The following is a 22164-nucleotide window of genomic DNA, read 5'->3' as shown; positions in this document are numbered from 1 at the left end:
CCCCACTCGTTCCACGGCAGTTTAATTACCACTGCTAGTTTTATTGGTGCGGCCTACTATGTGCGCCATGGCCCGACCGCGCAAGCCCCTGCTCAACCGAGACCGCATCGTCGAGACGGCGGGCGCGCTCGTGGACGCGGAGGGCCTGGCCGCCCTCTCGACCAGGCGACTCGCGGCCGAGCTCGGGGTGAGCGGGCCCTCGCTCTACAACCACTTCCGCACCAAGGACGAGATCCTGGACGCGGTCGCCGACGCGGTGAGCGCCAAGATCGACCTGTCGATGTTCGCGCCGGACGACCCCCGCGACTGGCGCACCGCCCTGCACGACTGGGCGCTCTCCTACCGGGCCGCCCTCGCCGACCACCCGCACGTCGTCCCGGTCCTCGCCCAGGGGCCCGGCCGCCGCCCCGCGGGCCTCAAGGTCGCCGACGCGGTCTTCGGCGCCATGGTCCGGGCCGGCTGGCCGCCCGCCCAGGCGACCCACATCGGCGCCCTGATGCGGTACTTCGTCACCGGCTCGGCCCTCGGCTCCTTCGCCCGCGGCTTCGTCGACGACGAGACGGCGTACGACCCCGCCGACTACCCCCACCTCGGCCAGGCGCACCGCCTCGCCGAGCACCGCGAGAAGGTCGACGAGGGTGCCTTCGCGACGGGCCTGCGCGCCCTCCTCGACGGCCTGGGGGCCCGGTACGAGCAGGAGGCGCACGTTTCGGGCGGGGCCGAAACGTGAGGGCGGGATGCTGGACCCATGGGAACCAGTGATCTCGGGGGAGCCGGCCGCACCGGAGACAGCGGGCGTGCCGGAGGAGGTGATCGTCCCGCGGGGGCCGGACGCCCGGCGGAAGGCGGTCACCTCGTGGGGGCCGGGCGGCTCGCCGCTTTCGCGGCGCTCTTCGCGGAGGAGAGCCGGGCCGCGATGGTGCTCGCGCTGCTCGACGGACGGGCCTGGACCGCCGGGGAGTTGGCCCGTCACGCGCGCGTGGCGCCGTCCACCGCCACCGAGCACCTGGGGAAGCTCGTCGCGGGCGGGGTGCTCGCCGAGGAGCGGCAGGGACGGCACCGGTACGTACGGCTGGCCGGGCCCGGCATCGCGCACCTCGTGGAGGAACTGGCCGGCCTCGCCGGGCCGGACCCCCAGGAGGCGCCCCGCTCGCTGGCGGCCGCGAGCGCCGGACGGGCGATGGCCCGGGGCCGTACCTGCTACGACCATCTCGCCGGACGGCTCGGGGTCGCCGTCACCGACGCGCTGACCGCGCGCGGACTGCTGCGCCAGGACACCGGGTTCGCACTCACGGAACGGGGCCTGGAGTGGTTCGCGGCGCTCGGCGTCCCCCTTCCGGCACAGGGGCGGCGGCCGCTCACGCGCGCGTGCCTGGACTGGACCGAGCGCCGCCCCCACCTCGCGGGCCGCGCGGGGGCGGCGCTCTGCGCGCACGCGCTGGACGCCGGCTGGTGCGTGCGGATCGGCTCCGCGCGGGCCGTGAAGGTCACTCCGGCGGGCGAGCGGGCCCTGCGGCAGGAACTCGGGATCGAGGCGGACGCCTTGCGGTGACGGGCGGGACGTCCGCGGGTCCGGGGGAGGTTCGGACGCGGGCGCGGGTACGGATCCGGGCGAGGGTCCGTCCGCGGACGCGGGCACGGGCGCGGGCACGGATTCCAGCGCGGGCGCGAAACCGGCCCGGCCGCCAGGCCAGGCCCTGCCCGGCCCTGCCGCCAGGAATATTGCGGTGAGGGCCGAAAGGTCGGCGGCCTACCGTCGTGCCATGCCGAAACCCTCGTCCTCCTCCCTCTCCCCCTCCTCACCTTCCCCCTCCCCCGCCGCCGACCGGCTCGCGCTCGTCGCCGCCGGGGTCACGGTCGTCCTGTGGGCGTCCGCCTTCGTCTCCATCCGCAGCGCAGGGGCCGCCTACTCCCCCGGCGCGCTGGCCCTCGGGCGGCTGCTCGCCGGGGCGCTGGTCCTCGGGGCCGTCCTCCTGGTCCGGGGCGAGGGGCTGCCGCCCCGGGCCGCCTGGCCGGGGATCCTCGCCTCCGGGCTGCTCTGGTTCGGGCTGTATCTGGTGGTGCTGAACTGGGGCGAGCAGGAGGTGGACGCCGGAACGGCCGCGATGCTGGTCAACGTCGGCCCGCTCCTGATCGCGCTGCTCGGCGCCCGCTTCCTGAAGGAGGCGCTGCCGCCGCGACTGCTGGCCGGGATGGCGGTGTCCTTCGCGGGCGCGGTGGCCGTGGGCCTGTCGGCGTCCGGCGGGGGCGGGCACGTCTCGGTGCTCGGCGTCGCCCTCTGCCTGCTGGCTGCGGTGGCGTACGCGGGCGGGGTCGTCGCGCAGAAGCCGGCGCTGGCCCACGCGAGCGCGCTCCAGGCGACGACGTTCGGCTGCGTGATCGGCGCCGTCGCCTGCCTGCCGTTCGCCGGACAGCTGGTGACGGAGGCGGCGCGGGCACCCCTGTCGGCGACCGCGAACATGGTCTACCTCGGGGTGTTCCCCACCGCCGTCGCCTGCACGACCTGGGCGTACGCGCTGGCGCGGACGACGGCCGGGCGGATGGGCGCGACCACCTACGCCGTGCCCGCCCTCGTGGTGCTGATGGCCTGGGCGCTGCTGGGCGAACTGCCGGGAGCGCTGACGCTGGCGGGCGGCGCGCTGTGCCTGGCGGGGGTGGCGGTGTCCCGCTCCCGGTCCCGGCTCCGGGCCCGGGAGCGGGACACCGCCACCGCTCCGCCGGTCGCGTCAGGCGGGGGCGCCGGCGTGGAGGAGGCGGCGGGCGAACGTCGTCAGTGAGGTGCCGATCCGCTCGACGGAGAGCCCGAGTTCGTGCCGCTGGAAGGCGAACAGCTCGGGCCCGAGCGGGGCGAGCACCGTGTCGACGAGGGCGTCGGGGTCCTCGGCCCCGTGGGCGACGAGCAGGGTGCGGACGTGGACGCGCCAGAAGCCGTACGCGCCGGTGCGGAAGCGCTCGGGGCCGGTCTCCGCGCCGAGCGCCAGCGGCAGGTGCTTCTCCAGGAGGTCGAGCATCGCGAGGTAGAACGCGGCGAGCCGCTCCCCCGCGGGCGCCCCGGGGCCCAGCGGCGGCGGCCCGTAGACGAGTTGGCCCTGGAGCAGGCGCTCGTGCTCGTCGAGCAGCGCCACCGCGACGGAGGCCGGATCGGGGAAGCTGCGGTAGAGCGTGGCCCGGCCCACGCCGGCCGCCTTGGCGATGCGGTCCATGGTGACCGTCCGGGGGTCGCCCTCCGCGAAGAGCCGTTCGGCGGCGGCGAGGATCTGGGCGCGGTTGCGTTCCGCGTCGGCACGGCGGCGCGGCGCGGCGGCCGGGCGCGCGTCCGGGAGCAGGAGGTCGCCCCCGGCGAGGGGGTCCCCGCCCGGCCCGAGCGCCTCGGCGAGGACGCGCTCGGCGGGGGAACCGGGCGGCCCGGGGACGTCGGGCAGGCCTCGGGCGTCAGGGAGGTCACGGACGCCGGGCAGGTCACGGGCGCCGGAGAGGTCGCGGGCGCCGGGAACGGCGCGGGAGGGGCGGTCCGCCGGAGGGCGGGCCGCCTCGTTCGTCGTCTGCGCCGGGTCGGCCCCGGGAGCGTGACGCTCGTGGTCGCTCATGGATCGACCCTACTTCCCTTTCACCCAAACGGACACCTTGTCCACTTGCGCGGGCTCATGGCAGTCTAAACGGACACGACGTCCGCTTGTGGCGTCCCTGATGTGCTCCGCCCTGCCCTGTACCGCTCCGCACCGCCCTGCTCGGACGTTCCGCGAGGGAGACCACCGATGCACACCGCACTGCTCGCCACCGCCCTGCTGGTCGGCTGCCTCCTCGCCGTCCAGGCGTCGGCCAACCTCCAGCTCAACTCCGCCGTCGGCACCCCGTACGGCGCCTCGACGCTCCAGCTCGGCGTCGCCACCGCCCTGCTGACCGCCCTCGCGCTCGCCGCCGGGACCCTCGGAGCGCTCGGGAGGCTGCCCGACGTGCCCGCCTGGCAGCTCCTCGGCGGACTGGCCAGCCCCCTCTACATCACCAGCGGCATCCTGTTGTTCCCCCGGCTCGGTGCGCTGGCGAGCGTCGGGCTCTTCGTCACCGGCCAGATGTTCGCCTCGCTCGCCCTCGACCTCTTCGGCCTGCTCGGCCTGGAGCGCAAGGAGTTCGGCGCGGGCATCGTCCTCGGCGCCGCCGCCGTCCTCGCCGGCATCGTCGTGATCATCCGCGGCGGGCGCGGCGCGGCCCCCGCCGGCGCCCCCGGCCTCTCCCGGGCGGCCCGCGCCGGCTGGCTCGCCCTCGGGATCGTCGCGGGCGGGGTCCTGCCCGTGCAGGGCGCCGTCAACGCCCGCCTGCGTGAGCGGCTCCACGCCCCGCTCACGGTCGCCGTGCTCAGCTTCGCCGTCGCGACCCTCACGATCGCCGTCGTCCTGCTGGTGCTGCGGGCCACCCGGCACACCCCGGCCCCGCGCGTCGCCCCGCTGAAGAAGATGCCCTGGTGGGGCTGGCTGGGCGGAGCCTGCGCCGCCGCCTATGTGACCGGCACCTTCCTGCTCATACCCGCCATCGGCGCGGCGGTGACGATCGCGCTCACGGTCACGGGCCAGCAGCTGACCTCGGCCCTCATCGACCACAAGGGGCTCTTCCGGCTGCCCCGCCGTCCCCTCACCCGCCCCCGCACACTCGGCCTCGCCCTGCTGCTCGCCGGCTCCCTCGCCATCCAACTCGCCTGATCCCGCGCCCGAAACCCCGCCCGGAGCACCGAGGCCGAGCCCCGCACCCCGAAAGCCCGCCCCTCCCCGTCCCGAAGGGAAAGCCATGTCCGAGAACACCGCCGCAGTCCCCGCCACAGCCCCCACGGTCGCCACCCCGCCGCCCGGTGTCGTCGTCGTGCACGCCGACCTGTGGTGCTCCTTCGCGCACCTCGCGGTCCACCGGCTGCACGCCACCAGGGCCCGGCTGGGCCTGACGGAACGGGTCTCCTTCGACCTGCGTGCCTTCCCGCTGGAACTGCTCAACGACGCACCGAGCCCGCGCCCCGGCACGGACAGCGAGGTGGCCCGGATGGCGTCGCTGGAACCGGCGGCGGGCTGGCAGCTGTGGCAGGCGAAGGACTGGCTCTACCCGTCCACCACGCTGCCGGCCCTGGAGGCGGTGCTCGCGGCGAAGGAGCAGTCCCTGCGCGCCTCGGAGCTCCTCGACCTCGGTCTGCGCCGGGCGTTCTGGGCCGAGTCTCGGTGCGTGAGCAACCGGCGGGTGATCCTGGACGTGGCGAAGGAGACCGGCGGGGTCGACGTGGCGGAGCTGGAGGCGGCCCTGGACGACGGACGCGCCCGTCGCGCGCTCGCCGACCAGACGGCGCTCTCGCGGACGGACGCGGTCCGGTGCAGTCCGCACCTGTTCCTGCCGGACGGCACGGACGTCGCCAACCCGGGCGTCGAGGTGTCCTGGGAGGGCGCGTACGGCGTGGGCTGGCCGGTGGTGACCGGCGACGACCCGCGGGTGTACGAGGACATCCTGCTGCGGGCCGCCGCTTGAGCCGTGCGCCGGGAGGCGGCCGTCAGAAGACGACGAGGGCCCGGCCGCCCTTGCCCGCGAGCATGGCGTCGAAGGCCCCGGGGATGCCCTCCAGGGTGATCCGCTCGGTGACGAGCGCGCCCAGGTCGAAGCTGCCGTCCCGGATGTGGCCGGCGATGACGGGCAGGTCGACGGCCGGGTTCGAGTTGCCGTACACGCAGCCGGCGAGGGTGCGGCCCCAGTGGAAGATCTCCAGCGCGTTGAAGGAGACCTGCTGGTCCTTGCCGCCGATGCCGACGACGGTGGTGCGACCGCCCCGCCGGGTGGACTCCCAGGCGGTGCGGATGGTGACGGCGCGGCCCACGCATTCCACGGCCACGTCGACCCCGTGCCCGCCGGTCAGCTTCCGGATCTCGCGGGCGGTGGTCTCCGAGGCCACGACGTACTCGGTGGCCCCGGCGGCCCGCGCGAGCGCCTCCTTCTCCGGGGAGACGTCCACGGCGACGATCGTGGCCGCCCCGGCGATCCGGGCGGCCTGGAGGGTGGCGAGGCCGACGCCGCCGACGCCGAAGACGGCGACGGTCTCGCCCGCCCGGACCCGGGCGGAGTGGTGCACGGCGCCCCAGCCGGTGAGGACGGCGCAGCCCAGCAGGGCGGCGTCGGTGAGCGGTACGCCCTCCGGGGCGGGCAGCACGCAGTTCGCGGCGACGACCGTCTCCTCGGCGAACGCGGCCACGTTGAGGCCCGGGTGCAGCTCGCGGCCGTCGGCGGCGCGGGCGTGGACGTCCGCCGCGCCGTTGAGGGCGTTGACGCAGAGCCACACCTCGCCGAGCGCGCAGGGGTGGCAGGCGCCGCAGGACGGCGCCCAGTTGAGGACCACGCCGTCGCCGGGGGCGACGTGGGTCACGCCCTCGCCGACGGCGACCACGGTGCCCGCGCCCTCGTGGCCGAGGACGGCCGGGACGGGGACGCGCATGGTGCCGTCGGACAGCGACAGGTCGGAGTGGCAGACCCCGGCCGCGGCGAGGCGGATCCGGACCCGGCCGGGTCCGGGCTCGGGCAGTTCGATGCCGGTGACCTCCAGCGGGGCACCGACGGCGGGCAGGACGGCGGCACGGATCACGGGTGTCTCCTTACTGCGGGCGGGCCGGGGCTCAGAACTGGAGGGAGCGGGTCTGGAGGTACTCGGCGAGGCCGTGCGCGCCGAGTTCGCGGCCGACGCCGGAGCGCTTCCAGCCGCCGAAGGGGGCGAGCGGGTTGAACCGGCCGCCGTTGATGTCGACCTGGCCGGTCTCCATGCGGCGGGCGAAGGCGACCGCCGCGGACTCCTCGCCCCAGACGGCGCCGCCGAGGCCGTACTCGGTGCCGTTGGCGAGGGCGAGGGCCTCCTCCTCGTCCTCGTACCGGAGGATCGAGACGACCGGGCCGAAGATCTCCTCCCGGGCGATGGTCATGTCGGGGGTGACGTCGGCGAAGACCGTCGGGGAGACGTAGTAGCCGGTCTCCAGCGGGGCGTCGGGGCCGCCGGCGACGAGCCGGGCGCCCTCCTCGATCCCCTTCTCGATGTAGCCGCGGACCCGGTCGCGCTGGCGGGCGCTGACCAGCGGGCCGAGGCGCTCGCCGGGGGCGTACTTGGCGACGGCCTCGGCGGCGAGGGCCACGGCCTCCTCGTACCGGTCGGCGGGGACCAGCATCCGGGTCCAGGCGCTGCACGTCTGACCGGAGTTGGACATGACGTTGCCGACGCCGACGGCGACGGCCCGGGCGAGGTCGGCGCTCGGCAGGATCACGTTGGCGGACTTGCCGCCGAGTTCGAGGGCGACCCGCTTCACGGCGCCGCCGGCGAGGGCGCCGATGCGGCGGCCGACGGCGGTGGAGCCGGTGAAGGAGACGAGGTCGACGTCCGGGTGCTCGGCGAGGGCCTGCCCGGCGACGGCGCCGACCCCGGTGACCAGGTTGAAGACGCCGGCCGGAAGGCCCGCCTCGTGGACGGCCTCGGCGAAGAGCTGGGCGGTGAGCGGGGTGTCCTCGGCGGGCTTGAGGACGGTGGCGCAGCCGGCGGCGAGGGCCGGGGCGACCTTGGCGACGATCTGGTGGAGCGGGTAGTTCCAGGGGGTGATGGCGGCGACGACGCCGACCGGCTCCGCGTAGACGGTGGAGTTGCCGACCTTCTCCACGAAGGGGTGGGTGGCGGCGAGTTCGGCGTACGAGCCGGCCACCGCGACCGGCAGTCCGGCGTGGACGGCGGCGGCGAGCTTCGGCGGGGCGCCGAGCTCGGCGGTGACGGTGGCGGCGATCTCCCCGGCGCGCGCGGCGAGCACGTCGCGCAGGGCGGCTATCCGGGCGGCTCGTTCGGCGGGCGGGGTGGCGGCCCAGCCGGGCAGCGCGGCGCGGGCGGCGCGCACGGCGGCGTCGACGTCCTCGGCCGTGCCGGCGGGGACGTGGGCGATGACCTGCTCGGTGGCCGGATCGATCACGGGGATCGTCTCGGAGGAGGCCGCGGGGCGCCACTCCCCACCGATGTACATCGCGTCGTGGGCCTTCATCAGCTTCCCCATTCCCTCACCACTCGACCGCTCGCCTGCGGCGGGCCGGGCCGGTCCCCTCCGGGTCGGTCCGATCGGCTCCGCCCGCCCCAAACTAGCGCTGTTAGTTTTACTGCGCCAGGGTCTGCCGGAGTGGAGCGGATCTCATCGGACGGGCGCGGAACGGACGCGGAACGGCCCCGCACCGGGTGCCGTCCGACCCCGCGGGGGCGACGGTACCCGACGGGGGCCGTGCGGTGTCCGGTGCTCAGATCGCCTTGTCGATGCCGGTGAGGTGGGCGAAGACGACGATGTTCGCCTCGTAGCCGGTTCCCTCCTCGTAGGCGCCGCCGCAGGTCAGCAGGCGCAGTTCGGGCCGGCCGGTGGAGCCGTACACCTCCTTGTCGGGGAAGTCCGACTTGGCGTAGGTGCGCACCCGGTCCACGGTGAAGACGGCGACCCGCCCGTCGGCGCGGGCGACCCGGACGGTGTTCCCGGGACCGAGCGAGTCGAGGTCGAGGAAGATCGCCGGGCCGGTGCGGGTGTCCCGGTGGCCGACCATCACGGCCGTGCCGCGTTCACCGGGCGCCGGGCCGCGCGCGTACCAGCCGACCCGCCGCGGATCGTCGACGGGCGGCACCCCGAGCCGCCCCTGCGCGTCGAGTCCGAGGTCCAGGACGGGCGCCTCGATGGTGATCGCGGGCACGGCGAGGGCGGTGGGACGCGAGCGCCCGAGCGGGGCGGGCGCCGCCGCCGCTCCCGGACGCCCCGCGGCCGCCCCGTCCCGCGCCGCGGAGGCGCCGCCCCCGGAGACGGAGGTACGGCTCCGAGGGGCGTCCTCGCGGGCGGCGCCGGGGGCGGCCGGGGCGTCGGGGCCCGCGCCGGGTCCGGCTGCCCCTCCGGTGGCGGCTCCGGGCAGGACCGCCGCCCCGGCGGCGGCCTTGGCGTCGGCCCCGGCGGGGTCGTCGTCCCCGCTCCACCACACGACTCCGGTCACCAGGACCGTGGTCACCGCTACGGTCCTGGCGAGCCGGAGGAGCCGTCGCCGCCGACGGGCGAGGCGGGCCTTACGCCGCGCCATCGTTGCGGCGGCGCGAGCGGCGGATCAGCACCAGGCCGACGGTGCCCGCGAGGCCGGCCGCGACGGCCGCGCCGACACCGAAGGCGGAGGCGTCCTCCTGCGCGGCGATCTCGGCGCTGCCGCCGCCGCCGGCACCGACCGGGCCGTGCGGGTGGTGCCCGTGCCCGCCGTTGCCGCCGGGGCCACCGGGGCCGCCGCCGTTCGGGCAGTCGACCTGGAAGACCTTCTGCTTGCCCGCGCCGTTCTCACCCTCGAAGGTCCAGGTGAGCTTGTACATGCCGTCGGGGAGGGCGAGCGGGCCGGTGTGGCCGGTGCCGGTGGGGAGCGTGAGCTGCCCGCCCAGGTTGGGATCGTCGGCCTTGTCCGGCTGGGGCACGATCTCCCACTGGACCTTCTGGTCCTTGTCGAAGTTGAAGGCGGCGAGGTAGAAGCGGCAGACCTTCGGCTCGTTGCGCTGGTCGTCGAAGGGGGTGCCGACCTTGTGGATCTTCACGTCGCCGTCGTCGCCGGGGGCGGCGTACGCGGCCGGGGCGCCGCCCGCGAGGGCGAGGCCGGTGAGGACGAGGCCGGAGACGGCGGCGAGGGGACGGGCGGTGCGAGCGGACATGCGGGTTCCTCCCTGGGGACGGGGGCGGGGACGGTTTGACCGATAATCCGACTATCCGTCACATCATGGACACGCAGGGTCGCGACATGCTTGTGTCCCCCGCCCGTCCCCCGTCCGGCCCAGGCGGCGCGGAAGGAGGGGCGGACGGGGGACGGACGAGGGGGGAGGAGGGAGGGAGCGAGCCGGGACGGGAGCCGGCCGCCGGTCAGACGATCCCGAAGAGGACCGCCGCCGCGAGGACGACCAGCGAGGTGAGGGCCGCCCACTTCACCGTGAAGCGGGTGTGGTCGCCGAACTCCACCTTCGCCATGCCGACGAGCACGTACACCGCCGGGACGAGCGGGCTCGACATGTGCAGGGCCTGGCCGACGAGCGAGGCGCGGGCGATCTCCAGCGGCGAGACGCCGTGGGCGGCGCCGGCCTCGGCGAGGACGGGCAGGACGCCGAAGTAGAAGCCGTCGTTCGACATGAAGTAGGTGAGCGGCAGGCTCAGCACGCCGGTCACCAGCGCCATGTGCGGGCCCATCGCCTCCGGGATCGCGCCGACCAGCCAGTCGGCCATGTGCTTGACCATGCCCGTGCCGGTGAGGACGCCGGTGAAGACGGCGGCGGCGAAGACCATGCCGGCGACGTTGAGGACGTTGTCCGCGTGGGCGGCCAGCCGCTCCTTCTGCTCGGCGGGGCGCGGGAAGTTCACGGTGAGCGCGAGCGCGGCGCCGAGGAGGAAGAGGACCGGGATCGGCATCAGTTCGAGGATCATCGCGGTGAGCAGGGCGACGGTCAGACCCGCGTTGAACCAGTACAGCCGGGGCCGGAGGGTGGCGCGGTCGGGGTCGAGCCCCTGGAAGCCCGGAGCCCCGGACGTCTCCTCGGGACCGTCGCCGGAGACGGCGCCGGAGGCGCCGCCCCGCGCCGCCCGGCCGTCCTTCGCCCGGCCGTTCCCGGCCGTCCCGGCCGCGCCGCCGGCGCCCACCAGCACGGTCTCGCCGTCGGTCTCGGGGGCGAGGGCCTGGTCGAGGGTGAGGTAGCCGATCCGCTTGCGCTCGCGGCGGCCCAGGACGTAGGCGAGGGCGATCACGAAGAGCAGGCCGACCGCGAGGGCCGGGATCATCGGGACGAAGATGTCGCCGGCGTCGAGCTTGAGCGCGGTGGCGGCGCGGGCGGTGGGACCGCCCCAGGGCAGGGTGTTCATCACGCCGTTGGCGGTGGCGGCCACACCGGTCAGGACGACGAGGCTCATGCCGAGCCGCTTGTAGAGGGGGTACATCGCCGAGACGGTGATCATGAAGGTGGTGGAGCCGTCGCCGTCGAGGGAGACGATCGCGGCGAGCACCGCCGTGCCGACGACCACCCGGACCGGGTCGGCCTTGCAGAAGCGCAGGATGCCCCGGACGATCGGGTCGAAGAGGCCGACGTCGATCATGACGCCGAAGTAGACGATCGCGAACATCAGCATCGCCGCGGTGGGGGCGAGCTTGCCAACGCCGTCGATGACGTAGTCGCCGAGCTGCGCGCCCTGGCCGACCGCGACGCAGAAGAGGGCGGGGATCAGGACGAGCGCCGCGATCGGCGACATCCTCTTCATCATGATCAGGACCAGGAAGGTCGCGATCATGGCGAAGCCGAGGACGGTCAGCATGGAGGCACCTCACGTTCACCGTTGAACAGCCGCCGAGCGGCGGTCCGGATGACCGTAGGTGCCCCCTTCCGGCCTCAACAAGGGGTCAGCGCGTGAGCAATACGAGCAAAACCCCAGGTCACAGCAGGGGCGTTGATTCCAGCGGGGTCACCTCGACGGGGAAGCCGTTGAGGACGGCGGTCCCGGAGAGCGGGTCGAGGAGGGTGCCGTCGAGGAGCTGGTTGACGTTGACGCCGGGGCGCGCGGCGGCCACCGAGAGCCGGGTGCCGGGCCGGTCGTGGCCCCAGCCGTGCGGCAGGCTGACGACCCCGGCCCGTACCGCGTCGGTGATCTCCACCTCGGCGGTCAGCGCGCCGCCCGCGCCGGCGATCCGGGCGGGGGCGCCGTCGGCGAGCCCGAGCCGGGCGGCGTCCTCCGGGTGCACCTGGAGGGTGCAGCGGTTCGAACCCCCGTTGAGGGCGGGGGCGTTGTGCAGCCAGCTGTTGTTGGAGCGCAGGTGGCGGCGGCCGACCAGGAGGAGGGTGCCCGGTTCCGGTACGGCGGTGAGGGCGGCCCGCAGCCGGGGCAGGTCGGCGGCGATCGGGTCGGGGAACAGCTCGATCCGGCCGCTGCGGGTCCTGAGCACCTCGTCCAGGCGGGGCTTGAGGGGGCCGAGGTCGATGCCGTGCGGGTGGGCCTTCAGTTCGTCGAGGGTGAGGCCGTACGGGCCGAGGCGCAGCATCAGGTCGAGCCGCCGTTCGGCTCCGCTGTCCCCGGTGAGGCCGGCGGCGTACTCCTTGGGATCGGCGCCGTACGCGGGCGAGTGGGGCTGGGTGACGGCCCGGGCGAGGAGGGCGTCGACGGCGTGGGCGTCGACGGAGGACGGCGGTGCCCCGTGCATGCCGGACGCGGCGAGGATCAGCCGGGCGTGGATCTCGCACTCGTCCCGCTCCCCGGGCGCCAGGGGGACGGCGGCGGGGGTGAAGCGGACCTGGTCGCGGACGGCGAAGCCGTTGAAGGCGAAGTCGAAGTGGGCGCTTCGGGAGGGCGGGGGCGGGGGCAGCAGGACGTCGGCGTGGCGGGTGGTCTCGTTGAGGTAGGGGTCGACGCAGACCATCAGGTCGAGGCCGGCGAGGGCGGCGTCGAGGCGGAGCCCGTCGGGTGCGGAGAGGACGGGGTTGGCGGCGATGGTGATCAGCGCCCGGATGCGGCCCTCCTCCGGGCCGTCCGCCCCGGGGGTGTCGATCTCCTCGGCGAGGGCGGCGAGCGGGAACTCCCCCTTGACCTCGGGGTGTCCGGAGACGCGGCTGTGGCGGCGGCCGAGGAGGAAGCCGCGGCCGGGTCCCGCGGGGCGGGGCGCGGGGGCGGTGGCGGAGCGGGGGAAGAGGGCGCCGCCGGGCCGGTCGAGGTTGCCGGTGAGGACGTTGAGGACGTCGACGAGCCAGTTGGCGAGGGTGCCGTGGGACACGGTGGAGCTGCCCATCCGCCCGTAGACGGCGGCGGTGGGCGCGGCGGCGAGCTCCCGGGCGACGGCGCGGATCGTGCCGGGGTCCAGCTCGCAGACGGGGGCGACGGCCTCGGGGGTGAAGTCCCGTACCGCGTCCCGGACCTGGTCGACGCCCTCGGTGCGGTCGGCGAGCGGGCCGGGGTCGGCGAGGTCCTCGGCGAAGACGGTGTGGACGAGGGCGGCGAGGAGGAGGGCGTCGGTGCCGGGGCGGGGGGCGAGGTGGCGGTCGGCGAGGCGGGCGGTGCGGGTGCGGCGGGGGTCGACGACGGTGAGGGTGCCGCCGCGGCGGCGCAGTGCGGCGAGCCGGCCGGGGAAGTCGGGGGCGGTGCAGAGGCTGCCGTTGGAGTCCAGCGGGTTGGCGCCGAGGACCAGGAGGTGGTCGGTGCGGTCCAGGTCGGGCACGGGGACGGCGAAGGGGTCGCCGAAGAGGAGGCCGCTGGAGACGTGCTTGGGCATCTGGTCGAGGGTGGAGGCGGTGAAGAGGTTGCCCGTGCCGGTGGCGCGGAGGAGGAGCGGCGGGTAGAGCGCTCCGGCCATCGTGTGGACGTTGGGGTTGCCGAGGACGATGCCCAGGGTGTCGGGGCCGTACTCCTCGATCAGCGGACGGATGCGGGCCGCGATCGTGTCGAAGGCTTCCTCCCAGCTCGCCTCCCGCAGCCGTCCGTCCTCCCGGACGAGCGGGGTGCGCAGCCGGTCGGGGTCGGCGTCGATCTGGGGGAAGGCGGCTCCCTTGGGGCAGAGGAAGCCCTTGCTGAAGACGTCGTCGCGGTCTCCGCGGGCGCCGGTGACCCGGTCTCCGTCGAGGGTCAGGACGAGTCCGCACGTCGCTTCGCAGAGGGGGCAGATGCGCGGGGCGGTGGGCATGGCGTCTCCCGGGGGCGGCGGCGGGGTGGCGGCTCGCGCTGAGCATACCGACCGGTAGGCACGTCCGGGAGGGGTGCGGCGCCCCCGCCCCTCGGGCGGTCACGCGGAGAGGGAGGGGGCGAGGTAGGCGTGGAGGAGTTGGCGGGTCTCGTCGATGAGGGCGGGGTCGCCCCCGGGGTCCGCGCGGAAGGCGAGGCGGACGAGGGTGTCGGCGGTCTCGACGCCGACCAGGACCTTGCGCCGCAGCGTCTCGTCGGCGGGGCGGCCGAGGTGGGTGGCGAGGAGGCCGCAGATCCGTTCGGCGACCAGGCCGTTGGGGTCCTCGGCGCCTCCCCCGGCCTCCTCGGCGGCGGGCACGCCGAAGTCGACGAGGGCGAAGCCGGGCACGGTCCGCTTCATCGCGATGAACTCGTCGAGGACGCCGTCGATCGCGCTGTGCGCGTCGAGGACGGGGGTCCGCTCGAAGCGGGCGGAGATCAGCTCGGCGTACCGGTCGAGGTTGCGGTGGGCGAGGGCGGCGACCATGGCCCGTTTGTTGCCGAAGAAGCGGTAGACCGACCCGATCGGGACGCCGGCGCGGACGGCGACGGCCCGGGTGCTCAGCTGTTCGTAGCCGGTCTCGTCGAGGAGGCCGGCGCAGGCGTCGAGGATGCGGGCGAGGCGTTCGGCGCTGCGCTGCTGCACGGGGGTGCGGCGGAGTGCGGTCGGCGGGCCGGGCGGGCGGGTCTGGGGCACGGGGTCCATGATGCCGCTCCGATCGGGGTTCAGGCGATGAGCAGCCCGATGCCGCCCAGGGTGTAGGCGATCATCAGCGCGAAGAGCGGGAGTTGGCCGGCGACGGCGCGGGCGGGCGGGAAGAGGCGGACGGACCGGTCGTGGGCGGCGACGACGCCGAGGACGTGGCCGGTGACGATCGCGGCGACCTGGAGCACGGCGAGGCCCGCGGGGCCCAGTGGCGGAGCGGGCGAGGGGGCGTTGTCGGTGCCGGCTGCCATCATGACGGTGCGTGGTCCTTCGACCGCGAGGAGTGAGAAGTAGTGGGCGACGAGGTAGCCGAGGGCGATGGGGAGGAGGGAGTGGGCGAAGGAGGTGAGGGGGGTGGCGAGGGCCCGGTTCAGGAGGCGGAGGGTGCCGGCGCAGAGTCCGTAGCAGCCGGCCGCGAGGGCGACGGCGGCGAGGAGTCCGAGGGTGGCGGTGGGGGTCGGGCCGAGGGAGGAGGTCTGGAGGGTGGTGATCCAGCGGGGGTTGTCGGAGAGGCCGTCGTAGGCGGTGGTGCCGAGGAGGACGCAGACGGCGGCGACGAGCCCGGGGGTCTCGGGGGTGGCGTCGAGGCCGTTGAAGGGGGAGCGCAGGATGAGCCGGCCGTCGGCGCGGCGGCCGAGCGGGGAGAGCCGGGCGAGGAGGGAGGAGTAGACCTCGAAGGGGTCGGCGTGGGCGAACCAGGCGGCGCCGTGGCGGGCGGCGCCGAGGAGCTGGACGGCGAGGTGGACGGCGAGGGCGGCGAGGAGGACGGGACGGGAGGTGTTGTCGGGGGCGACGAGTTCGAGCCAGGCGAAGAGGAGGAGTCCGGCGGCGGCGGGGCGGATGCCGACGGCGGCGGGGACCGGCCGGGGGCGCGCGGGCGGGCGGAGGGAGAGGAGGGCGCGCAGGGGGTTGAGGAGGCGCCAGACGGGGCCGAGGAGGAGGGAGGCGGGGACGAGCCCGACCCAGAGCAGGACGTAGAGGGCGCCGGGGGCGGGGTTGCGGTCGGGGTCGTCGGGGCCGAGGAGGAGGTGGGCCAGGAAGAGCAGGGCGAGGGCGGCGCCGAGGAGCCGGAGGGCGGTCCGGGTGGCGGGGGCGTCGGCCAGGCGCTGGACGGGGGCGGGCAGGGGGCGGCCGGCGCGGTCGCCGCGGAAGCGGGAGGAGGACCAGAGGAGGCCGAGGCCGAGGAAGGAGACGAGGAGGGCGGTGAAGGCGCCGGCGTAGGCGTAGAAGGGGGAGAGGGGCAGGTCGTGCTGGGCACCGACGCCGTGGGCGAGCGGGAGGGGACGGGGCGGAAGGGCGGTCACCGGACCACCAGTTGGGTGAGCACGAGTCCGGACTCGTGGGTCTCCACCTCGAAGAGGCCGGTGCGGTCGGCGGTGAGGGTGAGGGTGGCCGGGGTGCCGGGGGCGAGGGCGGCCTCGCGGTCGTAGCCGTGGACGTGGACGGTGTCGGCGCGGTCGGCGGTGACGCGGAGGGTGATCCGCTCGCCCTTCCGCAGCTCGACGCGGGAGGGGGCGGGGGTGACGGTCGAGCCGGTGACGCGGATGTCGAGGGTGCGGCCGGTGGGAGTGGGCGCGGGGGGCGGGGACGGGGTCGGGGCGGAGGAGGCCCCGGCGGAGGGGGTCCGGGCGGAGGGGGACTGCGCGGAGGGGGTGAGGGTGAGGGTGGTCTGGACGGGGGCGCCGGCGGTGGCCCAGACGGTGTGGTCGTCGGCGTACAGGCGGACGGTGAGGGTGCGGGCGCCGGACGGGACGTGGAACCAGGGGCCGTAGGCGCGGGCGGCCTCCCGGCCGTCGACCAGGAGGCGGGCGTGGCCCCGGCCGGCGAGGGCGCCGCCGCCGGTGGACTCGGGGGTGAAGCGGAACCTCTCCACGGTGAGGTGGACGTTCCAGCCGCCCTCGGTGTCGGGGCGGGCCTCGGCCCGGACGGAGGGGGCGTCGGCGGCGGGGAGTTCGCGCAGCCGGTGGCCGGACTCGTCGCGGGCCGCGAGCAGGGTGCCGCCGTTCCCGGTGGCCTGCTCGTGACCGGTTCCGGGCTTGTGGTGGGTGGTGGCCCGGCCGCCGCACCCGGCGGCCAGGAGCAGGACGGCGGCGAGCGCGGCCGCCGCGAGCGGGGCCGTACGGCGACGGCGCGCCCGGCGGGGCACGGGCCCCGGTGCGGACCCCCGTGCGGGGCGGGGCGCGGGCCCGCGTGCGCCGGGGGGCGCGGCACCGAACAGGGCGCGGGGCCCGGCGGGGGAAGGGGGGCGGGGTACGGGGCGGAGCGAGGGGCGGGTCACGCGGGGACCTCCTCGGCGGGGGTTCCGGCCGGGGGCGCGGGGGTGGCGGGGGCGGGGCGGGTGCCGGCGGCGACGACGGCCCACAGGACCCAGACGACGCCCAGGAGGAGGCGGAGCCAGGCGGGGCTCAGGGGGATGCCGGGGATCATCAGGACGGCCTTGTCGAAGGCGTCGAGGAGGGTGAGGAGGCCGAGGGTGACCGTGGTCCAGGCGAAGACGGGCCGGGCGGGGCGCAGGAGGAGGCCGGTGGCGGTCCACCAGGCGCCGGTGAGGAGGAGCGCGAGGGCGGGGACGTACGTCGGGGCGAGGGCGAGGGTGGCGCCGGCGACGTCGAGGGCGAGGCCGGCGAGGCCGGTGACGAGGGCCGCGGCGGCGAGGCGGCGGCCGCGCAGCCGGCGCCACCACAGGGCGGTGCCGACGAGGGCGAGGAGGAGGGAGGCCGCCAGGGCGATCTGGACCTCGACGCGCTCCAGGCCGCGGGCGCCGTACCAGTCGCAGCCGGCGGGCAGGCGGCGGGCCTGGACGCTGTAGTCGGCGCAGACGAGGAGCTGGGCGAGCTTGACGGGTTCGCCGACGAGCCGGGCGGTGGCGCCGGAGACCTCGCCGCGGGCGGCGCCGCAGGCGGGCAGGGCGCGGGGGCTGGAGGCGCCGGTGTCGTCCTGCCAGCAGTTGCCGCGGCCCTGGCCGTCCCACCAGACGTCGGTGCGGTTGGGGCGGGGGTTGCCGGCCTTGTCGGTGCCGAGGCGGTTGTTCGCGTAGCGGTTGTGGTGGGAGGTGTCGGTCTGCTCGGACCAGGCGGACTCGCCGCGGATGAAGGCGGGGACGGCGTTGAGGTAGAAGCCGGTCCGTTCGTGGCCGTAGATCCAGTTGTCCTCGTAGAGGTTCCAGTTGCCGCCCGCGGTGATGATGCCGGAGCCGGGCGGCATGGAGATCTGGGGGCAGACGACGCCGTTCTCGTAGCCGCGCTCGGCGGGCGGCTTCGCGCAGGTGCCGTCGGCGACGTACCGGTAGTAGTCCTCGTTGTTGTCGTGGATCAGGTTGCGCTCGAACTTCGCGTGGTTCTGAGGGAGTCCGGGATGGCCGGGGAAGGCGGAGTCCATGGAGGCGCCGCCCATGTTGTGGTCGAACTCGTTGTCGTGGGCCCAGACGGAGTCCCCGGCCGTGCCGGAGTAGCCGACCATGTTGTGGTGGCTGCGGCAGCCGGTGATCTCGATGGAGTAGCGGGGGACCTCGTAGCCGTGGCCGTCGTTGATGTCCGAGGCCGAGCCGGGGTAGATGCCGGAGTCGCCGTTGCCGTAGGACTCGCAGTTCTTGTAGAGGCCGTGGTCGGAGGCGAAGGTGAGGAAGCCGTACTCGTCGTTCCAGCGGGTGAGGACGTCGTCGATGACGAAGCCGTCGGCGGCGAGCACGTACAGCGAGTTGAAGGTGGTGCGCTGGGCGGTGAAGTTGCGGAAGTAGATCCCGTCGGACCTGTCGGCGCGGATCGCGTTCAGCTTGGCGTACTTGGCGTCGACGACGACGTCGAGGCGGGAGGCGCCGGTGCCCTCGATCTGGAGGTCCTTCTTGCCGAGGATGGCGACCAGGTTCTGGTTGTGCGGGCACTGCGCCTGCTGCTCGTAGCTGAGGATCTGGTAGCCGAAGGAGGAGGTCGGGGCCTTCAGGGAGGCGCAGGCGCCGGTGGGGGCGGGGAGCGAGGGCTCCTCCTCGTACAGGCCGGGCAGGATCGCGATGTTCATGCCGGGGCGGTCGACGGCGTCGACGGCCTGCTGGAGGTGGCGGTGGCCGGAGCGGCCGCAGCGGGCGAAGAGCTCCCGGTTGCGGGCCTTGAGGCCGGCCGGGAAGGCGGCGATCCGGCGTTCGAAGTCGGCGCGGTCCGTCTTGCAGACGAGGAGGTCGGGTTCGCCCGCGCGGTGGCGGGGCACGCTGCCGGAGCCGTCGGGGAAGGTGACGGGCCGTTCCTCGTGCGCCTGGGCGCCGGGGGCGGTGAGCAGGGCCGCGGCGAGCACCGCGAGCACGACCGGGAGCAGGGAGAGGAGCCTACGGGTCCACGACATGGCCGCGAGAGTAGAGCATTGTTCATCTTTTTGACCCCGTCGTGCGGGGCCGGATCGCGGGAACCGGCCCGTCCGCCCCCGTTGACGGGAGCTTCCAGGAATCCTACGGTCATCCATAGGATTCCCATCGGGTCCCTTCCGGGACAGCGCAGGACAGGAGCGGGCGATGACGACCGAGCAGGCCAGGAAGACGGCCGAGGCGCTCACCTACAGCACCGGCTTCGGCAACGAGCACGGCTCGGAGGCGCTCCCCGGCGCCCTGCCGGAGGGCCGCAACTCGCCGCAGCGCGCCCCGCTCGGGCTCTACGCGGAGCAGCTCAGCGGCAGCGCGTTCACCGAGCCGCGGGCGCACAACCGCCGCTCGTGGCTGTACCGCATCCGCCCCTCGGCGGCCCACCCGCCGTTCGTCCGGACCGACAACGGCGCCGTGCGCACCGCGCCCTTCACCGAGACCGTCGCCGACCCCAACCGGCTGCGCTGGAACCCGCTGCCGGACCCGGCACCCGGCACCGACTGGCTGGCCGGCCTGTGGACCCTCGGCGGCAACGGCGACGCGGCCCAGCGCACCGGCATGGCCGTGCACCTGTACCACGCCAACGCCTCCATGGAGCGGGTCTTCGGCGACTCCGACGGCGAGCTGCTGATCGTCCCCGAGCGCGGCGGGCTGCTCCTGCGCACCGAACTGGGCCTGCTGGCCGCCCGCCCCGGCGAGGTGGCGCTGATCCCGCGCGGCGTCCGCTTCCGCGTCGAGCTGCTCGACGACACCGCGCGCGGGTACGTGTGCGAGAACTACGGCGCCCCGTTCCAGCTTCCCGACCTCGGCCCGATCGGCGCCAACGGCCTGGCCAACGCCCGGGACTTCCGCGCCCCCGTCGCGGCCCACGAGGACGTCGAGGGCCCGGTCGAGGTCGTCAACAAGTTCTGCGGCAACCTCTGGACGGCGACGTACGGCCACTCGCCGCTGGACGTCGTCGCCTGGCACGGCAACCACACCCCGTACGTCTACGACCTGCGCCGCTTCAACGTCATCGGGACGATCTCCTACGACCACCCCGACCCGTCGATCTTCACCGTCCTCACCTCGCCCTCCGACACCCCCGGCCTGGCCGGCGTCGACTTCGTGGTCTTCGCCCCGCGCTGGCTGGTCGGCGAGGACACCTTCCGGCCGCCGTACTTCCACCGGAACGTGATGAGCGAGTACATGGGCCTGATCGAGGGCGCGTACGACGCGAAGGCCGAGGGCTTCGTGCCCGGCGGCGGCTCGCTGCACAACATGATGTCCGCGCACGGCCCCGACCGGGAGACCTTCGACCGGGCGAGCGCCGCCGAGCTGAGGCCGCAGAAGATCGACGACGGCCTGGCCTTCATGTTCGAGACCCGCTGGCCGGTGACGGCGACCGCGCAGGCGGCCGGTGCCGACCACCTCCAGAGCGGGTACGACGACGTGTGGCAGGGTCTGGAGCGCCATTTCCGGCCGTAGTCGGCCGTAGAGTGCCGCTTCACACGCCCCGCCGCGCCGTCGTACGGAGAACGCCGTGACCGCCTTCGCCCCCGACTCGCTGGTCCTGAACCGCAAGCTGCCGCTGTGGTACCAGGTCTCGCAGTCCCTGCGCGCCTCCATACTGGGCCGCACGCCCGACGCCTCGCTGCGGCTGCCCACCGAGGAGCAGCTCGCCGCGCACTACGGCGTCAGCGTGCTGACCATGCGCCAGGCCCTGAAGGAGCTGGAGGAGGAGGGGCTGATCAGCCGGCACCGGCGGCGCGGCACCTTCATCGAGCCGGGCGCCCGGCGGTCCGCCCCGCGCCGGCTGCTCGGCTCGATCGACGCGATCGTGGCCCAGCAGTCCGGCGAGCGGACCACCGTCCTCGGCCACGGCCCGGAGCCGGTGCCCGGCGAGCTCGCCGAGTACTTCCCCGGCGTGGCCGAGGTCGCGACCTACCGCCGGCTCCGTGCCGACGGCGAGAGCGACGAGCCGACGAACTGGGCGGAGAACGCGGTGCGGCCCGAGTTCGCCGCCGCCATCGACCCGGCGGACCTGGAACGCTGGCCGATGACGAAGGTGCTGCGGGACGTCGTGGGGGTGCGGATCAGCCGGATCACCGACACCGTCGAGGCCCGGCTGGCCGACCCGGAGACGGCCGACCTCCTGCGGGTCCCCCTCCTCTCCCCCATCCTCCACTACACCGGCGTCACCTACGACGACGACGGCCGCGTCGTCGACGTCGCCCGCATCCGCTACCGCGGCGACCGCTTCTCCTTCACGGTGACGGTCGAGGCGCACTGACGGCTGCGGGGCGCCTGCCGGGTCCCGGAAAGGGCGGGGACGGCACGCTGCCGGAGCCGCCCCCTCGCCCGCGCCCCGGCCCCGGGCCAGGCTGGCGCCGGGGGGTGGACTCGTGAGACACGTGCCTTTCTTCCGCCGGGTCCTGACGGCCGGTCTGCTGCTCTTCACGTGCGGGGTGGGCATCTCCGTCGCCCAGCCGGGTCCGGAGCCGGTCGCGACGCGCCAGATCGACCTGGCGGTGGTCGAGGAGGAGCCCGGCGGCACGTGCCGGGTGCGGTGGAGCGATCCGTACGCGAAGGAGACGCGGGAGGCGCCGTACCACTGCGACCCGGGGCGCGCCGACTCCCTGAAGGCGCCGAACCACTACGACCCCCGGGGCCACGGCTGGGAGACCGGCTTCATGCACACCGAGGGGCCGGACCGGGGGGACCTGGAGGATCCCGAGGGGGAGCCGAAGTACGAGCACGGAGACCCCGGCGGGATCGTCCTGCTCCTTGGGGATCCTGGTCGCGACGGTGGGGCTGCTCGGCGGGAACCTGCGGGCACTTCCCCGGGTCCTCGGCGTGGAGGCGCGGCTCGTGCGCCGCGCGGCCGCCCTGGCCGAGGCCGCAGGCTGGGCGGCCGGGGACTACGCGCGGGCGGTGGAGGCGGCGCGCGACGCCGGAACGGGGGGAGACCTCGGCGCGACGCCCGGTCCCGAACTGGTCCGTGCCCTGTGGGTGCTGCGGGAGGCCGGGCCACGGGCGCGCGGGGCGGCGGAGGCCGCCCGGGAGCTGGCGGACCGGCTGACGGTGCTCCTGGAGGAGGCCGCCCCCGCCGCCGGACTGCGGAACAGGCTCCAGGCCGGGCCCGCCGCCCGGGACGCGGCCGGGACGGCCGTGGCCGAACTGCGCCGGCTGCTCGCCGACGCCGAACGGGACGGCCTGCGGGAACGGTTCACCCAGACCTCGGTCGACCTGCTGCGGGGACAGGACGCGGAGCGCGCCGCCCTGGCGGCCGGAGCGGACTTCGAGCGGGACCCCGAGGCGTACCGCCGTCTGTTCGAGGAGCTGACGCCGCCCGGCCCGGTGCCCCTCCCCCGGACCCGCCGCCGCTGACCGCCCCCGTGCGTTCCGTCCCGGGC

At 75.3% G+C, this 22164-nt stretch carries 19 protein-coding genes; 8 read left to right on the top strand and 11 right to left on the bottom strand.

The genetic code is table 11. From position 1 onward, the window contains the following. The first annotated feature begins 67 nt into the window (after positions 1–67). The 3 genes from IE326_RS30995 to IE326_RS30985 all read left to right on the top strand — a co-directional run bounded on the left by IE326_RS30995 (position 68) and on the right by IE326_RS30985 (position 2777). Positions 68–730, top strand: a complete 663-nt coding sequence (locus IE326_RS30995) for a TetR/AcrR family transcriptional regulator (RefSeq protein WP_190043917.1) — start codon at positions 68–70, stop codon at positions 728–730. 126 nt (positions 731–856) lie between these two features. Continuing rightward, a complete protein-coding gene (locus IE326_RS30990; RefSeq protein ID WP_268983047.1) occupies positions 857–1552 on the top strand; it encodes an ArsR/SmtB family transcription factor in 696 nt (231 codons plus the stop codon). Between the two features lie 211 nt (positions 1553–1763). Continuing rightward, positions 1764–2777, top strand: a complete 1014-nt coding sequence (locus IE326_RS30985) for a DMT family transporter (RefSeq protein ID WP_190043915.1) — start codon at positions 1764–1766, stop codon at positions 2775–2777. Here the strand turns inward: IE326_RS30985 and IE326_RS30980 are convergent. Continuing rightward, the gene (locus IE326_RS30980) at positions 2727–3326 is read right to left on the bottom strand and encodes a TetR/AcrR family transcriptional regulator (protein WP_150232548.1); all 600 of its coding nucleotides are present in this window, start codon (positions 3324–3326) and stop codon (positions 2727–2729) included. The genes IE326_RS30985 and IE326_RS30980 overlap by 51 nt on opposite strands. A gap of 429 nt (positions 3327–3755) precedes the next feature. Between IE326_RS30980 and IE326_RS30975 the strand changes: the two genes are divergently transcribed. Next, the gene (locus tag IE326_RS30975; protein ID WP_150227423.1) at positions 3756–4694 is read left to right on the top strand and encodes a DMT family transporter; all 939 of its coding nucleotides are present in this window, start codon (positions 3756–3758) and stop codon (positions 4692–4694) included. 85 nt (positions 4695–4779) lie between these two features. Beyond that, complete coding sequence (locus tag IE326_RS30970) at positions 4780–5499, top strand: DsbA family oxidoreductase (RefSeq protein ID WP_190043914.1); 720 nt, start codon at positions 4780–4782, stop codon at positions 5497–5499. A gap of 22 nt (positions 5500–5521) precedes the next feature. Here the strand turns inward: IE326_RS30970 and IE326_RS30965 are convergent, their stop codons facing one another. From IE326_RS30965 to IE326_RS30920, 10 genes are all read right to left on the bottom strand, one after another. Further along, positions 5522–6601, bottom strand: a complete 1080-nt coding sequence (locus IE326_RS30965; RefSeq protein WP_190043913.1) for a zinc-binding dehydrogenase — start codon at positions 6599–6601, stop codon at positions 5522–5524. Between the two features lie 31 nt (positions 6602–6632). Next, positions 6633–8024 (bottom strand): aldehyde dehydrogenase family protein, encoded by a 1392-nt coding sequence (locus IE326_RS30960; protein WP_150232550.1) that lies wholly within the window; start codon positions 8022–8024, stop codon positions 6633–6635. A 247-nt stretch (positions 8025–8271) separates the two neighbouring features. Beyond that, complete coding sequence (locus IE326_RS30955; protein ID WP_190043912.1) at positions 8272–9084, bottom strand: class F sortase; 813 nt, start codon at positions 9082–9084, stop codon at positions 8272–8274. Continuing rightward, on the bottom strand, positions 9071–9691 hold the full coding sequence (locus tag IE326_RS30950) for a hypothetical protein (RefSeq protein WP_150227427.1): 621 nt from the start codon (positions 9689–9691) through the stop codon (positions 9071–9073). Before IE326_RS30950 ends, IE326_RS30955 begins: the two co-directional genes overlap by 14 nt. 205 nt (positions 9692–9896) lie before the next feature. Continuing rightward, positions 9897–11330 carry a CitMHS family transporter gene (locus IE326_RS30945; protein WP_190043911.1) on the bottom strand — a complete coding sequence of 478 codons (1434 nt, stop codon included), beginning with the start codon at positions 11328–11330 and terminating at the stop codon, positions 9897–9899. Between the two features lie 118 nt (positions 11331–11448). Beyond that, positions 11449–13680, bottom strand: coding sequence for a molybdopterin oxidoreductase family protein (locus IE326_RS30940; RefSeq protein ID WP_190043910.1), 2232 nt, complete (start codon positions 13678–13680; stop codon positions 11449–11451). A 99-nt stretch (positions 13681–13779) separates the two neighbouring features. After that, a complete protein-coding gene (locus IE326_RS30935; RefSeq protein WP_190043909.1) occupies positions 13780–14424 on the bottom strand; it encodes a TetR/AcrR family transcriptional regulator in 645 nt (214 codons plus the stop codon). Between the two features lie 20 nt (positions 14425–14444). Continuing rightward, on the bottom strand, positions 14445–15728 hold the full coding sequence (locus tag IE326_RS30930; RefSeq protein WP_190043908.1) for a hypothetical protein: 1284 nt from the start codon (positions 15726–15728) through the stop codon (positions 14445–14447). Continuing rightward, complete coding sequence (locus IE326_RS30925) at positions 15725–16570, bottom strand: cupredoxin domain-containing protein (protein WP_190043907.1); 846 nt, start codon at positions 16568–16570, stop codon at positions 15725–15727. Before IE326_RS30925 ends, IE326_RS30930 begins: the two co-directional genes overlap by 4 nt. A gap of 128 nt (positions 16571–16698) precedes the next feature. Beyond that, a complete protein-coding gene (locus IE326_RS30920; protein ID WP_190043906.1) occupies positions 16699–18756 on the bottom strand; it encodes a right-handed parallel beta-helix repeat-containing protein in 2058 nt (685 codons plus the stop codon). Between the two features lie 166 nt (positions 18757–18922). Between IE326_RS30920 and hmgA the strand changes: the two genes are divergently transcribed. The 3 genes from hmgA (at position 18923) to IE326_RS30905 (ending at position 22138) form a co-directional block, all read left to right on the top strand. Further along, on the top strand, positions 18923–20236 hold the full coding sequence (gene hmgA / locus IE326_RS30915) for a homogentisate 1,2-dioxygenase (RefSeq protein ID WP_150227433.1): 1314 nt from the start codon (positions 18923–18925) through the stop codon (positions 20234–20236). A gap of 55 nt (positions 20237–20291) precedes the next feature. Further along, on the top strand, positions 20292–21041 hold the full coding sequence (locus tag IE326_RS30910) for a GntR family transcriptional regulator (RefSeq protein ID WP_190043905.1): 750 nt from the start codon (positions 20292–20294) through the stop codon (positions 21039–21041). 494 nt (positions 21042–21535) lie between these two features. Further along, a complete protein-coding gene (locus tag IE326_RS30905; protein WP_190043904.1) occupies positions 21536–22138 on the top strand; it encodes a hypothetical protein in 603 nt (200 codons plus the stop codon). The last annotated feature ends 26 nt before the right edge of the window (positions 22139–22164 follow it).

It is taken from the genome of Streptomyces filamentosus, assembly GCF_014654895.1.
Classification (GTDB): domain Bacteria; phylum Actinomycetota; class Actinomycetes; order Streptomycetales; family Streptomycetaceae; genus Streptomyces; species Streptomyces filamentosus.
Note: the sequence above shows the minus strand (reverse complement) of the source record. Positions and strands in the feature narration are given on the sequence as shown.